The following is a 13812-nucleotide window of genomic DNA, read 5'->3' as shown; positions in this document are numbered from 1 at the left end:
GATCGACATCGGTGGCGGCGCCATCGTCACCGCCTCGCTCACCAACGAGGCCGTCGCCGATCTCAAGCTCAAAAGGGCAAGCAGGCCTATGCCGTGGTCAAGGTCTCGGACGTGATGGTCGGCATCGACTGAAATTTGCGGCCTTAGACCGCGATCGGCGCTTTGATCGACGCGTCTGCGACGTAGTTTTCCAGTCGGAAATCCTCGAAGCGGAAGGCGAACAGGTCCTTCACCTCCGGATTGATCCACATCGTCGGCAGCGCCTTCGGCGTGCGCCGCAGTTGTTCGCGTGCTTGCTCGAAATGGTTCGAGTAGAGATGCGCATCGCCAAGTGTGTGGACGAAATCGCCGGGTTTCAGCCCGGTGACCTGCGCCACCATCAGGGTCAGCAGGGCATAGGACGCGATGTTGAACGGCACGCCGAGAAAGATATCGGCCGACCGCTGGTAAAGCTGACAGGAGAGCCGCCCTTCCGAAACATAGAACTGGAAAAGGCAGTGGCAGGGTGGCAGCGCCATCGCTTCCACCTCGGCTGGATTCCATGCCGAAACGATCAGCCGCCGCGATTGAGGGTTTTTGCGTATCTCCTTGAGGAGATTCGCGATCTGGTCGATCGAGCCGCCATGGCCATCCGGCCAGGAGCGCCATTGCTTGCCGTAGACCGGGCCGAGATCGCCATTCTCGTCGGCCCATTCGTCCCAGATCGAAACACCATGGTCGGCGAGGTATTTGATGTTGGTGTCGCCGGCCAGGAACCACAGAAGCTCATGGATGATGGACTTGAGATGCAGCTTCTTGGTCGTGGTGACGGGAAAGCCGCGCGCCAGGTCGAAACGCATCTGGTAGCCGAAGACGGAGCGGGTTCCGGTGCCGGTGCGGTCGCCGCGATCGGCGCCGTTGTCCAGCACGTGCTGCAGGAGGTCGAGATACTGGCGCATCGGTTCCGGCTCGATTCGGTTGTCCAGCCATCATAGCTTACGGACAGGCAATCGAACACCACAAAGCAGCGCAAGCCCTGCCCGAAGCCAGCCAGTCCCCAACAACGTCAGGGCTGGCATGGACCGCGCCAGCCCTGCGAATTGAAGCGCGGTCGTCAGAGGGAGCCGAGCTTGCCCAGGTCCTTCGCGACGAGGTAGTAGAAAGTCACCCGGCTCTTGGTGTTGTCGGCAGCCATTGCCTTGCAGGTCTTCTCGATGGATGCATCGGCCTTCGCTGCATCGCTGATGCCGAGCTTCTTGGCGACCCAGTTGTCCCTGACACGCCCGAGTTCCTTCGGGTCGGTGCAGGATACCAGCGAGGAATCCCGGTTCCTGAGCGCGATGCCCAGGTGCTTGACGATCTTTTCAACCGCATCAGCACTGGCGCCGGCATCGTATTTCTTCACGTCTGCAAGATAGTCGGCCATCAAAATTCCCCTCGTCGGCGCCACGGATCCGATCGATGAGGGCTGTGGCGCGCTGCTGCAACATGTGCGCTAGGTCGGTAACTCCTCACCGGGGTAAAGCTTCGGTTGAGACCGCGCCCAAGTCAACCCTTTGGACTTGCGGTTTTGTCAGGGGGACAAAGTGCCATTGCGGCCTTCCATTTCCTGCGATGGCCCCCTATATTCAGTTTGTCGGCTTGACCGACTATGGCGATAAATGGGCGATGAAATAAGCCGTTCGGACCCGGGGGCGGTACCCGGCGCCTCCACCAAAAGCCGCTGTTGATGACAGAGCGGTTTTTGCTGGGGGCGAAATAGGATCGACGAAGGTGTAAAGATCGTACTTTTGCCCGGCATGGTACCACCGTCATCGGGCTAAACCTGTAGTTGCAAATGACAACTATGCGGAAGCACGTCTCGCCGCGTAAGCGGTGCGATAGCTTCAAATCAAGCCCTAGAGGTTCGCACTTCTAGGCGGGGTTCGGAGGTACCTGGCAACAGAAACCTCCACTTCTCCCCTCCTCCGATATGCAGCATGCGCAGTGGCAGCTTCGCCGCGAAGGCGCCCGGCCGCGTGCTCCCTCCATGGACAAAACATGCAAAACGATTCCGATCGCTTCTTTGTGCTGACCGGCGGTCCCGGTTCCGGCAAGACCACCTTGATCGAAGCCCTGCGCCACGCAGGCTTTGCCACCTCGGTGGAAGCCGGGCGCGGCATCATCCGCGACCAGTCCGCCATTGGCGGACCCGCTTTGCCCTGGCGTGATCGCGCCCTGTTCGCCGAGTTGATGCTGTCATGGGAGATGCGCTCGTATCAAATTGCGCAAGAACAGACCGGGCGTCCTGTTTTTTTCGATCGTGGCGTTCCGGACACGCTCGGCTATCTCAGGCTGAGCGGCCTGCCGCTATCCGAACACGCCACCGCTGCCGCCGAGCGCTTCCGCTATCATCAGCGTGTCTTCGTCGCCCCGCTATGGCCGGAGATCTTCGCGCAGGATGAAGAGCGCAAGCAGACGCTCGACGAGGCCGAGCGTACCCACCATGCGCTGGTCGGCGTCTACACGGAGTTGGGCTATGAACTCGTCCCGCTGCCTTTGGCGACGGTCGAGGAGCGGCTGCGCTTCGTACTGATCGAGGCAGGATTGGCATGAAAAAGGCCGGGATGAACCCGGCCTTTTTCATTTGTTTTGGTTGCTTATTCCGCCGGCGCCTCGACGGCTTCGCGCGAGCGGCCGAGCGTGAACTTGGCCAGCGTGAAGGAAATCACCGCGCAGAGCGTGATGCCGGCCACCATCGGCAGCGGCGTACCGTCGAAGAACACGCCGGCAACACCCATGGCGAGTGCGCCGATGGCGAAATGCAGCGTGCCCATCAGCGCTGAAGCGGTGCCGGCAATCTCGCCATGTTCTTCCATGGCCAGCACCGAGGTGGTCGGAATGACCAGGCCGAGGAAGCCGTAGCCGACGAACAGCAGCGCCGCCATCACGTCGAGCCGGTCGATACCCGTCGCCATCACCGCGAACAGCACCACCATCGTCGTCGCATAGCCGGTCACCGCGACGCGCACCACGCGCCTCAGGCCGAAGCGCTCGGCCAGCAGCCCCGTCATCTGCGACATGCCGATGAAGGCGACCGCGTTGATCGAGAAAAACACGCTGTAGACCGAAGGCGACAGCCCGTAATGGTCGATCAGGATGAACGACGAACTCGACAGATAGACGAAGAAGCTGGCAATGCCGAAGCCGGCGATCGCCGTCAGACCGAGGAAGTTGCGATCACCCATCAGGAAGCGGTAGGCCGACAGCGCTGTGCCGAAGGAGGACCCGGCGCGATCTTCCACCGGCCGCGTCTCCTTGAGCGAAGTCGCCAGAAGGATGGTGGCCAGCAGAGCCGCGCCCGTCACCGTCCAGAACACGGCGCGCCAGCCGAAATTCTCGATGATCACGCTGCCGGTCAGCGGCGCCAGGATCGGCGACACCGAAAACACCAGCATCAGCAAGGACATCAGCTTGGCGGCCTCATTACCGGTGTGCAGGTCGCGCACGATGGCGCGCGGAACGGCCATGCCGGCGCTGGCGCCAAGCCCTTGCAGGAAACGGAAAGCGATCAGCCATTCGATGGTCGGCGCCATTGCCGAACCGATGCCGCCGACCATGAACAGCGCAAGGCCGCCATAGAGCGGCAGCTTGCGGCCGACCATGTCGGAGATCGGCCCGACGACGATCTGGCCAAACCCCATCGACAGGAAGAAGATCAACAGGCTCATTTGCACGGCAGCGGTGCCGGCATGCAGATCCGCGCCGATCGACGGCAGCGCGGGCAGATACATGTCGATGGCGAACGGGCCGATGGCGGACAACAAGCCGAGCACGACCGCGATGCGGAGGAATTTGGGACTCATGATAAAGGCTTCTTTCAAATCTGGTTGCCGCCGCCAGGCGACGTCTAACCTAGGACGTTCCATCCCGTGAGATTCCGACACCTCAAGAGCGAATTCCATTCGTCTCTCTCACGCGAAATCTCTTTATCTTGTGTCCACAAATTTAGACACTCTTGTCTAAATCGTCAATCACCTCTATATGGTTTTTATGAAGCTGCACGTTTCTCCTGACATTTTCCCGCCACGCGGCCATGAGGCCAAGCGCCTGTCGATCGTCGACTCCGCAGCCACCGTGTTTTGCCGCGAAGGTTTCGCCGGCGCCAACATCGATCTGATCGCGGCTGAAGCCGGCGTTTCGCGCCAGACGATCTACAACCATCATGGCGACAAGGAGAAGCTGTTCGTCGCCGTGGTCCGCGACCTCACCGAACGCTGCAATGCCGGCATCTTCGCCACCATTGCCACCTTCCCCGACCAGCCGGGGGATCTCGAAGCCGACCTGATCGGCTTTGCCGTGCGCCTGAACCAGAACTGCATCTGCAACCGCGACGGAAAATTCCTGCGCAAGCTGATCCAGACCGAAGGCGAGCGCTATCCCGAACTGTTTGCTGAATGGCGCGAACAGGGACCGGGCAGGACATGGCCGGCAATCGCCGCCCGCTTCGCCCGCCTCGCTTATGGCGGCTACCTCACGATCGAGGACCCGGACGTGGCGGCGCGCCAGTTCCTTGGCCTCGTCAATGCCGAACTGCAGACCACCTTCATGCTTGGCGGCTCGCCGCGCGAGGACGAGGTGCTGCAATCCGCGACCAATGGCGTGCGCACCTTCCTGCGCGCCTTCGGCAAGCGCCGGTCCGCGGCATCGTCCGAAAAGCAAAGCGCGCTCGCCAGCGCCTGAGCGATCAAATCGCTGGCAATAGTCTTCGCTTCCGCGCGAGGGTGATCTATATGCGGTTTACGCCGCCCTCAAGCTTGATTACAGCTATGCGGACGATTCAACGGAACCCGACCGCCACATGGCCGACGACCACATCCGCTACGACATTCTGGCCCAGGAGGCGTTGCGCGGCGTCATGCGTAAGGTCCTGGCCGAGGTCGCGCGCACCGGCCTCCCCGGCAACCACCACTTCTTCATCACCTTCCTGACCGGCGCGCCGGGCGTACGCGTGTCTTCGCGGCTGCGCGAGCGCTATCCCGAGCAGATGACCATCGTCATTCAGTTCCAGTATTGGGACCTGAAGGTGACCGACACCGGCTTCGAGGTTGGCCTGTCCTTTTCCGATGTGCCGGAAAAACTCGAAATCCCGTTCTCGGCCGTGCGCGGCTTCTATGATCCTTCAGTCAATTTCGAACTCGAATTCGACGTCAAGACGGATGGCGCGGCTGCCGAGGAACCGGCCACGCCAACGCCCGAGCCGCTGACCATCGTTTCCGAGAAAAAGCCGAAGGCCGAGAAGAAGGCAGCTGCCGCCGAGGCGGAGAAGAAGCCCGCAGCGGCGGACGCCGCCACCAAGGGCGCCGAAGTGGTTTCGCTCGACGCCTTCCGCAAGAAATAAGCCAAGCTTCGCGCCATGGCCGACATCGTCAATCTCCGCCAGGCCCGCAAGCAGAGGGCAAGGCTGGAGAAGGAACGCGACGCCAGCCAGAACCGCGCCCTGCACGGCCGCTCCAAGACAGAGAAGCAACGCGACCGCATCCTCGCCGAGAAGGCCGAGAACTTCGTCGCTGGACACCGCCGCGAAAAGCATGGCGAATCGGGCGAACAGTGAGCGCGGTCGAAAAGCGCTCGGTGACCATTCGCGGCCACCGCACCAGCTATTCCCTTGAAGAACCTTTTTTTGAGGACCTCGTCGCGATCGCGGCGACCAGGAAACTGACGCTCGCCGCTCTTGTCGCCGAAGTCGACGAGACGCGGCCCCGCGACACCAACCTGTCCTCGGCGCTGAGGCTCTATGTCCTCGACTGCGCCAAGCGCGGAACGAGTTCCTAGAGGCTTTCGACCACGTCTTCCTTTTTCCTGCGTCTGGTGCCGAAGCCGAGCAAGGTCGAACGCTCGCGCTCCTCGGCCTGTTTCCTGGACCGCACGCGCATCAAATCCTTCCAGCCGACATAGCCCACCAGTTGCAAGCCCTCACGGGTGACGACGGGCAGATGAGAGACGTTGGCCATCAGCAGTTTGTCGGAGAGGCCTTCGAGATATTCATCCGGATAGGCCAACGTCACCTTGCTGCCGGCCAGCAACGCGCCAAGCGTGGTGGTGCGGTGCGTGCCGGCGCGTCTCCATCGCAATATAGCCGGCGGATCGATGAGGCCCAGCACATGACCGTGCTCATCGACCGCCGGGAAACTCGGATGCCGTGTTTCCGGCGCTGTCAGGAACGCTGCCGCGCCATGCAGCGTCATCGTCGCCGGCACGCTTTCGACCTGTGACGTCATCACCTCGCGCACCCTGGTCAGGGCGAAAGGGTCGACGCGGTATTCGCGAACCAGATGATGTCCCCTTCTGGCGATCTTTTCGGTCAGGATCGACCGCTTCATCAGAAGCACGGTGACGGCGTGCGCGGCGGCGCAGGCAGCAATCAGCGGCACCAGCATATGCGTGTTGCCGGTCAGTTCGACGGCGAAGAACGTGGCGGTCAGCGGCGCACGCATCGTGCCGCCCATCGTGGCGGCCATCGCCAGCAGCGCCCAGAAACCCGGATCCGCGGCAGGCAGAACGCCGGCGAGCACAGCGCCCATAGCCCCGCCCATGATCAACAGCGGCGCCAGCACACCGCCCGACGTTCCCGAGCCGAGCGCAACCGACCAGATGATCGCCTTCACCACCAGCAGGAGGAGTGCTGCCGTCGCGACCGTGCGGCCGTCCAGCATGTCGGTGATGTTGTCATAGCCGACACCGAGCGCGTGCGGTTCGATCAGTCCGCCGATGCCGACCACAAGGCCGCCAAGCATCGGCCACCACATCCAGTGGATCGGCAGCTTCTGAAAACCGTCCTCGCAGGCATAGACCATCTGCGTAAGCAGCCCCGACAAAAGTCCTGCACAAACGCCGATCGCCACCCAGCCGGCAAGGCCGACAAAGGACACCTCCATGCCGCCCTGAAACGGAAAGATCGGCCCGGGCAGATGCAGCATGGTGCGCTCGACCTCGGCGATAACGGCCGCGACCGCCACAGGAATGAAGCTGCGCGGGGTCCATTCGAATAGCAGCAGTTCGACCGCCAGCATGATGGCGGCGATCGGTGTTCCGAACACCGTGGTCATGCCTGCTGCCGCACCCGCCACCAGCAGCGTCTTGCGCTCGTTGTCGCTGACCGGCAGCATCTGCGCGATCAGCGAGCCGATCGCGCCGCCTGTCATGATGATCGGGCCCTCGGCGCCGAACGGCCCGCCGGAGCCGATCGAGATCGCCGACGACAGCGGCTTCAGGATCGCCACCTTGGCGTCGAGCCTGGAACGCCCGAGCAGGATTGCCTCGATGGCCTCAGGAATGCCATGACCGCGGATCTTCTCGCTGCCGAAGCGCGCCATCAGGCCGATGATCAGAGCGCCGATCACCGGGACGATGACGGAGGCATAGCCCAGCGGCGTGTCCTCGAGCTTCAGATCGGCGAGCGTGAACTGGCCAAAATAGGCGATGTTGGTGGCCAGCCGGATCAGCTTCAAAAGCGCGATGCCGGCAAACAACCCGGCTGTCGCCACCACCACGGCAATGGCGGCGACGAACAGCACCCTGGCATCCGTGGTGAAATCGCGCAGATGTTCCGGGTTCGAGTGAGGGGTCTTCATGGCAGTTTGCTTCCTGGCGGCGCGCCGTATGTCTGAGATGCGGCACGGTCGAAGCGGCCAGCCGGGCTTGTTGGTGGCTATGTATCGTAACACGATATAAATATTCAAGCCGGTTTCGCCCGAAATCCGTTTGAGCTTTCGCCGGAAAACGAACACATGTCTGATATGTCGCAGCCACAAAAACCACGCCCCGCCATCAGCCAGGCCGATTACCAGCGGCTATCGGAGTTTCGCTACCTGATCCGCCGCTTCCTCGAATTCAGCCAGGTCCAGGCGGAAGACGCCGGCCTGACCCCGCGCCAGCATCAGGCGCTGCTGGCGATCAAGGGATTCCCCGGCGGCGGGCCGGCGACGGTTGGCGACCTTGCGGAACGCCTGCGCATTCGCCACCACAGCGCCGTCGAACTGGTCAACCGCCTCGGCGAGGCGGGGCTGGTCACAAGGGATCAGGACAAGGACGACCACCGTCGCGTGCTGCTGCAACTGACCGAGCGCGCCGACGATTGCCTGGCCGAACTGTCGGCGGTGCATCTCGACGAACTGTCGCGTATCGAACCGATGCTGCGGCGGCTGCTCGATCGGGACCGTGGGTAACCGCCGTCGACTACTACTGCAGCGACTTCAGCAGATTGTCGATCGTGAACGGATTGGACTTCGGCTTGGCCGGCGGCGGATTGTCGTTGGCCTGCGGCAGCGGGGCACGCTCCACCTTCGGAGCCTGCTGCGCGGCCTTGCGCTCGGCCTCGAGCCTTGCCTTTTCCTGCGCCGCCATGCGCACCGCCTCTTCCGCCTTCTGCCGCTCCTGCTCGGCCTGCGCTTTGGCCGCCTCGTCGGCGGCCTGCTTTTCGGCAGCCGCCTTCGCATCGGCATCGGCCTTGGCCTTTGCGTCCGCCTCAGCCTTGGCCTGGGCATCCGCTTCCGCCTTTGCCTTGGCGTCCGCCTCGGCTTTCAGCCGCGCCGCTTCCTGCTGCTTGCGCAGTTCTTCGGCCGCCTTGTCGCGAGCATCCTGCAGCGCCGCGTAGTAGCGGACCTCGCGCCGAAGCCGCTGCTTTTCGAGCAGCGCGGCCTGCATCGCCTCGACGCGCTGCTGTTCCTTTTCCAGCGCGCGTTGGGTCAGGAACTGCGCCAGCGGCTCACTGTCGAATGCTCGTTTCACCGCGCCGAACGGCCCCTCGGCGGTGAAATTCACGACCGGCTCGGAGCCGACCAGTGCCTCGTCGCCAGGCCGATAGGTGATCGCGCCCTTGGCCGACACCGTGGCCGCGTTGAGATCCGCCGTGACGTCGGCGGACAAGGTCGCTGCCGGATTTTCCAGGCTGACCGGCGGCGCCCGCAGCGTGCCGCCGGCAACCGTGAAGGCTATGTCGGTATCGCCAGCGGCAAAGCTGCCATCAGCGGCGATGTCAGGCGCAAAGCCGGCGGTCTTGGCCGCATCGATGTCACGCCCGATCGCGTCCGCCTTGGCGAGGAACGCACTGAACGCATCTGGATTGACGCCAGCAACTTTCACGCCCTTCAACGTCGCCGTGCCGGAGCCCGACAAGGCGGCCACCATCCCTTCGACCGATTTGCCGCTGCTTGACAGCGCCGTCGAGAAATCGCCGATGCCGTTGATGCCGGCATCCGGCAGCACGGTCGCCAGATCGGCGCCCGCCAGTTTCATCTGGCCGGTGAACAGCCCCGTGCCGTCATTGTTCTTCAGCTCGAACAGGCCGGTCAGCGCCCCGCCCAGCAATTTCGCCTTCAAATCCGAAACGCGGATGCCTTCCTGGTCGAGCTTGAGCGAAAAAGCGGCGTCATAGGCCGTGGCGAACCGACCGGCGGCGAGCGCTGCCGTCGTCAGGTCTAGGTCGGCGGTGAACGGCAGGCTGGATTTCTGGCTGAACGGTGTCGCCGGCCACACGCCACCCTTGCCTGCCCCTTCCTTGTCGGCCCCGTCTTTGTCGGCAAGAAAGGCGGAATCGCCGAACAGCGCCACCGCCATCGGATCGAGGTCGAGTTCGTCGAGCGCCAGCGCCCCGGCCAGATGCGGCACGCCGGCCTTGCCGTCGACCCCCTCCTTTACATCGATATTGACGTCGCCGGACACTGCCGCCTCGTTGATGGCGCCGCTGAGTTCGTCCAGCACCAGCAGGCCGTTGCCATAGTCGCCCTGCGCGGCGAGCGACGTCGACATGCCCGCTCCCATGCCCGGCAGGCCGATACCTGTCGTCATCAGCCATGGCTCGATGTCGGCGGCATCGAGGCTGAGCTTGCCCTTGGCGGCGAAGCCTTGCGGCGTATCGGCGATCGTGCCTTCGAAACCAGCCTTGAAGTCGTTGCCGGCAAGGCTGAAATTCGTCGCCAGGCCGCCACCCAGCGTTCCCTTGGCCTGAATGTCGGTGCTTGCCTCGCCCAGCATGCCGAGCGGCAGCGCCGGCAGGCCGTAAAGGGCCAGCAGCGTGGTGGCGTCAGGGTTCTTGGCATTGAAGGTAAGCGCCACCGGCGCTTCGAGAAGCTTGTCCACCACCCCCTTCCCCGACAGCGATGCGGAAAAGGCCGAGCCGCCGGCCTTGCCTTGTCCGCTCACCGCCAGGCCGGTGGTGCCGTCGCCATTGTCGGCCGCACTCGCCACCAGGTCGACACGCGCATCCTGGAACAGCTCGGGATAGGCAGCGGCGCGGCTCGCCAGCCCTTTCAGCACGGCACTGTCGGGATAGTGCTGGGCGGCGACGTCGATCAGCGGCTTCAGGTCGACGGCAACCACCGATGCATCGAGCTTGCCGGTCGGGCTCGCCGGGAAATCCTTGATCCTGCCGGTGGCGCTGATCGAGGCGCCGGCCAGCCCGCCCACCGACAGCCGGTCGATTTCGAGCAGCCCGTCGCGCAGCCTGAGCGCCGTGTCGACGGTATCCGCGGTCAACCCGCCAGCGTTGACCGGCCCTGCCTTGATCTGGAAATCGAGGTCGCGGTCGGCAAAGCGATTGGCGCCCTTGTCGCTAACGAAGATCGAGGCAAAGGCCGCCAGCCCGTCGACATCGAGTTCGCCACCTTCGAGCCGCATCAGCACTGAGGGCTTGGCATCGTCGGGCTGGCTGGAATCGATGCGGCCGGAAAACCTCGCCTTGCCCAGGATCAGTTCAAGATCGCTGAAGGCCTGGCGCTTCTGCGAGAGGTCGACCTTGGCCTTGAAGCCGGCGGCGGGCAAACGGCGGATCGCCTCGTCGACATCCTTCGACAGCCAGGCGGCAAAGCCGGAAGGTTGCGCCACGGCCAGCAGCAGCGAACCGTTGAAGCCGAAGTGACCCTCTAAATTGAGCACCAGCATGCCATCGGCTTCCAGCGTGGTGCGACCGGGCAAGGTCGCGGCAAGCGATTTCACCGACCAGCCGCCATCGACCGGCTCGGCGGAAAGATGAACGTCGCGCACCGTGGTGTCGCCGACCACCACCGCCGGCAGCTTGACCTCGACGGTGCCGGGAATGGTCGGCTTCGGCATGTCGAGCAGCGCCTGCTCAAACGCCGCGATGCGCTGGTCCAGCGTCAGGCCGGCGCCGGCCTCGGCGCCCACCGCCTCGTCGAACTGCACCTGCGCGCCATTGGCCTCGATGGCGAAACTCGGTTTCAGCCCGAGATCGACAGAAGCCTTGCCATCAGCGGTGTAGGGGTTGTCGAGCGGCCCGGTCTCGAAGCGGAATTCGTCGACGCCGAGTTTCTGGTGGTCGAGCGAAAACTTGCCGTTCAGCCGAAAGCCCGGATCGGGCTTGCCGGCCGAGACTTTCACCGTCTCGCCATCGGTGCCGCGCAGCTCGGCGCTGTTCTTGTCCGCACCGGAGATTTTGAATTGGCCGGAATAGACGGCAGCGCCATTGACGATGCCGGCATTGCCGTCTGTCTCGATGACCAGCGGATAGGCATCGGGATCGGCCTTCAGCCGCAGCCGCATCTGCCCGTTGCCTTCGGCCTTGCCGGTGGACGCGGTGACCGCGGTGCGCAACCCGTCCAGCCGCATCGTGCCGTCCATGCGCCATGGCCCGGCCAGCGACTTGGCCGAGATGGTTGAATTGATCTCGGAAAACAGATGGCTACGCCCGCCGGCGGCATGGCGCAGTTCGACCTGGCCTTCCGTCACCGTCAGCTTCTCGATCGAGATCTGGTTGAGGTCGAAGGGCGAGGACGGCCGTATCGCCCAATCGACCGTGCCGTCATTGGCGATGTCGATGGTCGCTTTCGGCCGCACCAGCCGCATGTCGAAGATCAGCACTTCGCCGCGCAGGAAGGGCGCCAGTTCCGCATCCATCGAAAACGTCTCGACGGTCATGGCCGGCTGGCCATTGGGGCCGCCGGCGACAGCGACATTCGAGAAGGTCACCGAGGGGAACGGCAACAGCCTTGCCGTGGCGTCGCCCTGCACGGTCACCTTGCGGCCGAGAATGGCGCTCGCCTCGCGCTCGAATTGGGCGCGGTAGCCTGTCCAGTCGACAAAATACGGCACCACCAGCGCCGCACACAGCACCAGCACAAAAAGGCCACCGAAGATCACGAACAGGCGTGCGAGCATCAGCTCCGAACGGGTTGATTGAAATTCTGCCGCACTCTACCCGCATCCGCGTGTCGATAAAGAGGCAATTCATCCAGTGTTGCGCGATCCCGAATGATCTGAAACAAATCCTCGCAAAGCGGAGAATTCGGATGTCTGGGAAGAACTGGGATCGCGTGCCGATCGACGCGCAAAGCGTCGACGCTCCGCTGTCGCTTTCGGCGGTCTTTCTTGTCGTCACCATCGCCGGCGGGCAGAGCGCGCTCGCCAAGGTTGCTTCCGTGCTTGGCGGGCTCGACGATCTCGTCAAGACCGTCGGGTTCCGCGATCTTTCCGGGCGGCTTTCGTGCATTGCCGGGATCGGCCGCGATCTCTGGGACCGTCTTTCTCCAGATCGGCGGCCGCTGGAACTGAAACCGTTCGCGCCGATTAAGGGCGCCGTTCACTCGGCCCCTTCGACCGCTGGCGATCTCCTCTTCCACATCCGCTCCGAACGCCCCGACATGTGCTTCGAGTTCGAGCGCATTCTGCTCGACAATCTCGGCGACGGCGTGAGCGTCGTCGACGAGGTTTCCGGCTTTCGCTATTTCGATGCGCGCGACCTGCTCGGCTTCATCGACGGCACCGCCAACCCGACCGGCCTCGATTTGCCCGCCTCTGCGCTCGTCGGCGATGAAGACGCCGACTTCGCTGGCGGCAGCTATGTCGTCGTCCAGAAATATCTGCACGACATGCAGGCCTGGGCGCGCATTCCGACGCCCGAGCAGGAAGCGATCATCGGCCGCACCAAGATCGACAACATCGAAATCGACGATGACGACGCGCCGCGCAAATCACACAAGTCGCTGGCCACCATCGAGGATGCCGATGGCAACGAGTACGACATATTGCGCGACAACATGCCGTTCGGCAGGCCCGGACAAAACGAGTTCGGGACCTACTTCATCGGCTATTCCAGATATTTTTGGGTCATCGAAAAAATGCTGCAGCGCATGTATATCGGCGACCCGCCGGGCGCCTACGACCGCCTGCTCGATTTCTCGACGCCGCAGACCGGCACAACGTTCTTCGCGCCAACCCGCCCCATGCTGCAGGCGCTTGTCGAGGGCGCGCAGGAGAAGCTTCCCGCCGCCCGGTAAAGAACGGCTGACGGCCTCTATCGGCGAAGATCAGCGTGCGTCGCGCTTCGCTTGTGCCACCTTGCCCGCCTTGCGCTGCCGGCCGAGTTCCGCCGGCCGGACCAGCTTCGGCGCCCGCTTGCTAGCCACGGCGCGCATGCCCTTGTGAGCCGTCCGCGAATTGAGCGCGGGACCGTCCGCCGGCGCATTTTGCTTCATGGCCAGCACCTTGCGCGCATTCCCAACCAGCGAAACGCTGGCCGCCAGTTGCCGGCGCCGCTCGGCCTCGCCATTCAGCCGCCGCATCGCCATGGCCAGCACCGCCAGCTTTACCTGCGAACCGCCATCGGACTTTGAGGGCGCAGCACCTTTCGGCGCTCCCTTGCCCCGCATTTCGCGGCGGCGCCGATGCGTTTCGGTCTGCGCCTTGTCGCGCCGCTCCCGCAACAGCTTGACCAGACCGGCAAGATCGCCGTCGGAAAGCTCCTGCACCGCCGGATGGTGCGACTTCTCCACCAGTTCCTGTTCGTCGGCGCTCAGCGCACGCGCCTCGTCCTTGCGTGAAATCGCCATGACACTTTTC

At 63.6% G+C, this 13812-nt stretch carries 13 protein-coding genes and 1 other RNA gene; 8 read left to right on the top strand and 6 right to left on the bottom strand.

Annotation, left to right across the window (positions count from 1 at the left end; genetic code table 11):
- Positions 1-143: 143 nt before the first annotated feature.
- Complete coding sequence (locus tag EOA13_RS13250) at positions 144-938, bottom strand: thymidylate synthase (protein WP_127293098.1); 795 nt, start codon at positions 936-938, stop codon at positions 144-146.
- 155 nt (positions 939-1093) lie between these two features.
- Positions 1094-1405, bottom strand: a complete 312-nt coding sequence (locus EOA13_RS13245; protein ID WP_023813086.1) for a DUF2853 family protein — start codon at positions 1403-1405, stop codon at positions 1094-1096.
- A gap of 170 nt (positions 1406-1575) precedes the next feature.
- Here EOA13_RS13245 and ssrA point away from each other — a divergent pair.
- Positions 1576-1935, top strand: a transfer-messenger RNA (tmRNA) gene (gene ssrA / locus EOA13_RS13240).
- 84 nt (positions 1936-2019) lie between these two features.
- Positions 2020-2574 (top strand): AAA family ATPase, encoded by a 555-nt coding sequence (locus EOA13_RS13235; RefSeq protein WP_127293096.1) that lies wholly within the window; start codon positions 2020-2022, stop codon positions 2572-2574.
- Between the two features lie 44 nt (positions 2575-2618).
- On the opposite strand, the gene EOA13_RS13230 is transcribed toward EOA13_RS13235, so the two are convergent.
- The gene (locus EOA13_RS13230) at positions 2619-3824 is read right to left on the bottom strand and encodes a multidrug effflux MFS transporter (RefSeq protein WP_127293094.1); all 1206 of its coding nucleotides are present in this window, start codon (positions 3822-3824) and stop codon (positions 2619-2621) included.
- Between the two features lie 187 nt (positions 3825-4011).
- Between EOA13_RS13230 and EOA13_RS13225 the strand changes: the two genes are divergently transcribed.
- The 4 genes from EOA13_RS13225 to EOA13_RS13210 all read left to right on the top strand — a co-directional run bounded on the left by EOA13_RS13225 (position 4012) and on the right by EOA13_RS13210 (position 5793).
- Complete coding sequence (locus EOA13_RS13225; RefSeq protein WP_013531017.1) at positions 4012-4701, top strand: TetR/AcrR family transcriptional regulator; 690 nt, start codon at positions 4012-4014, stop codon at positions 4699-4701.
- A 118-nt stretch (positions 4702-4819) separates the two neighbouring features.
- The gene (locus EOA13_RS13220) at positions 4820-5359 is read left to right on the top strand and encodes an SspB family protein (RefSeq protein WP_127293092.1); all 540 of its coding nucleotides are present in this window, start codon (positions 4820-4822) and stop codon (positions 5357-5359) included.
- 15 nt (positions 5360-5374) lie between these two features.
- On the top strand, positions 5375-5572 hold the full coding sequence (locus EOA13_RS13215) for a DUF4169 family protein (protein WP_127293090.1): 198 nt from the start codon (positions 5375-5377) through the stop codon (positions 5570-5572).
- Positions 5569-5793 (top strand): ribbon-helix-helix domain-containing protein, encoded by a 225-nt coding sequence (locus tag EOA13_RS13210; protein ID WP_127293088.1) that lies wholly within the window; start codon positions 5569-5571, stop codon positions 5791-5793. Before EOA13_RS13215 ends, EOA13_RS13210 begins: the two co-directional genes overlap by 4 nt.
- On the opposite strand, the gene EOA13_RS13205 is transcribed toward EOA13_RS13210, so the two are convergent.
- Positions 5790-7592, bottom strand: coding sequence for a chloride channel protein (locus EOA13_RS13205; protein WP_127293086.1), 1803 nt, complete (start codon positions 7590-7592; stop codon positions 5790-5792). The two genes, EOA13_RS13210 and EOA13_RS13205, sit on opposite strands and share 4 nt — an antisense overlap.
- 156 nt (positions 7593-7748) lie before the next feature.
- Between EOA13_RS13205 and EOA13_RS13200 the strand changes: the two genes are divergently transcribed.
- A complete protein-coding gene (locus EOA13_RS13200) occupies positions 7749-8186 on the top strand; it encodes a helix-turn-helix domain-containing protein (protein ID WP_127293084.1) in 438 nt (145 codons plus the stop codon).
- Positions 8187-8199: 13 nt separating this feature from the next.
- On the opposite strand, the gene EOA13_RS13195 is transcribed toward EOA13_RS13200, so the two are convergent.
- Complete coding sequence (locus tag EOA13_RS13195) at positions 8200-12132, bottom strand: AsmA family protein (RefSeq protein WP_127293082.1); 3933 nt, start codon at positions 12130-12132, stop codon at positions 8200-8202.
- A 131-nt stretch (positions 12133-12263) separates the two neighbouring features.
- Here EOA13_RS13195 and EOA13_RS13190 point away from each other — a divergent pair, with 131 nt between their 5' ends.
- The gene (locus EOA13_RS13190; RefSeq protein WP_127293080.1) at positions 12264-13250 is read left to right on the top strand and encodes a Dyp-type peroxidase; all 987 of its coding nucleotides are present in this window, start codon (positions 12264-12266) and stop codon (positions 13248-13250) included.
- 30 nt (positions 13251-13280) lie between these two features.
- On the opposite strand, the gene EOA13_RS13185 is transcribed toward EOA13_RS13190, so the two are convergent.
- The gene (locus EOA13_RS13185) at positions 13281-13802 is read right to left on the bottom strand and encodes a hypothetical protein (RefSeq protein WP_127293079.1); all 522 of its coding nucleotides are present in this window, start codon (positions 13800-13802) and stop codon (positions 13281-13283) included.
- Positions 13803-13812: the final 10 nt, after the last annotated feature.

The organism is Mesorhizobium sp. M7A.F.Ca.US.011.01.1.1 (assembly GCF_003998295.1).
GTDB lineage: Bacteria > Pseudomonadota > Alphaproteobacteria > Rhizobiales > Rhizobiaceae > Mesorhizobium.
Note: the sequence above shows the minus strand (reverse complement) of the source record. Positions and strands in the feature narration are given on the sequence as shown.

Excerpts from the sequence above, each read along its gene's own strand:
- EOA13_RS13250 (WP_127293098.1), bottom strand. The coding sequence starts at position 938 with ATGCGCCAGTATCTCGACCTCCTGCAGCACGTGCTGGACAACGGCGCC.
- EOA13_RS13245 (WP_023813086.1), bottom strand. The coding sequence starts at position 1,405 with ATGGCCGACTATCTTGCAGACGTGAAGAAATACGATGCCGGCGCCAGT.
- EOA13_RS13235 (WP_127293096.1), top strand. The coding sequence starts at position 2,020 with ATGCAAAACGATTCCGATCGCTTCTTTGTGCTGACCGGCGGTCCCGGT.
- EOA13_RS13230 (WP_127293094.1), bottom strand. The coding sequence starts at position 3,824 with ATGAGTCCCAAATTCCTCCGCATCGCGGTCGTGCTCGGCTTGTTGTCC.
- EOA13_RS13225 (WP_013531017.1), top strand. The coding sequence starts at position 4,012 with ATGAAGCTGCACGTTTCTCCTGACATTTTCCCGCCACGCGGCCATGAG.
- EOA13_RS13220 (WP_127293092.1), top strand. The coding sequence starts at position 4,820 with ATGGCCGACGACCACATCCGCTACGACATTCTGGCCCAGGAGGCGTTG.
- EOA13_RS13215 (WP_127293090.1), top strand. The coding sequence starts at position 5,375 with ATGGCCGACATCGTCAATCTCCGCCAGGCCCGCAAGCAGAGGGCAAGG.
- EOA13_RS13205 (WP_127293086.1), bottom strand. The coding sequence starts at position 7,592 with ATGAAGACCCCTCACTCGAACCCGGAACATCTGCGCGATTTCACCACG.
- EOA13_RS13200 (WP_127293084.1), top strand. The coding sequence starts at position 7,749 with ATGTCTGATATGTCGCAGCCACAAAAACCACGCCCCGCCATCAGCCAG.
- EOA13_RS13195 (WP_127293082.1), bottom strand. The coding sequence starts at position 12,132 with ATGCTCGCACGCCTGTTCGTGATCTTCGGTGGCCTTTTTGTGCTGGTG.
- EOA13_RS13190 (WP_127293080.1), top strand. The coding sequence starts at position 12,264 with ATGTCTGGGAAGAACTGGGATCGCGTGCCGATCGACGCGCAAAGCGTC.
- EOA13_RS13185 (WP_127293079.1), bottom strand. The coding sequence starts at position 13,802 with ATGGCGATTTCACGCAAGGACGAGGCGCGTGCGCTGAGCGCCGACGAA.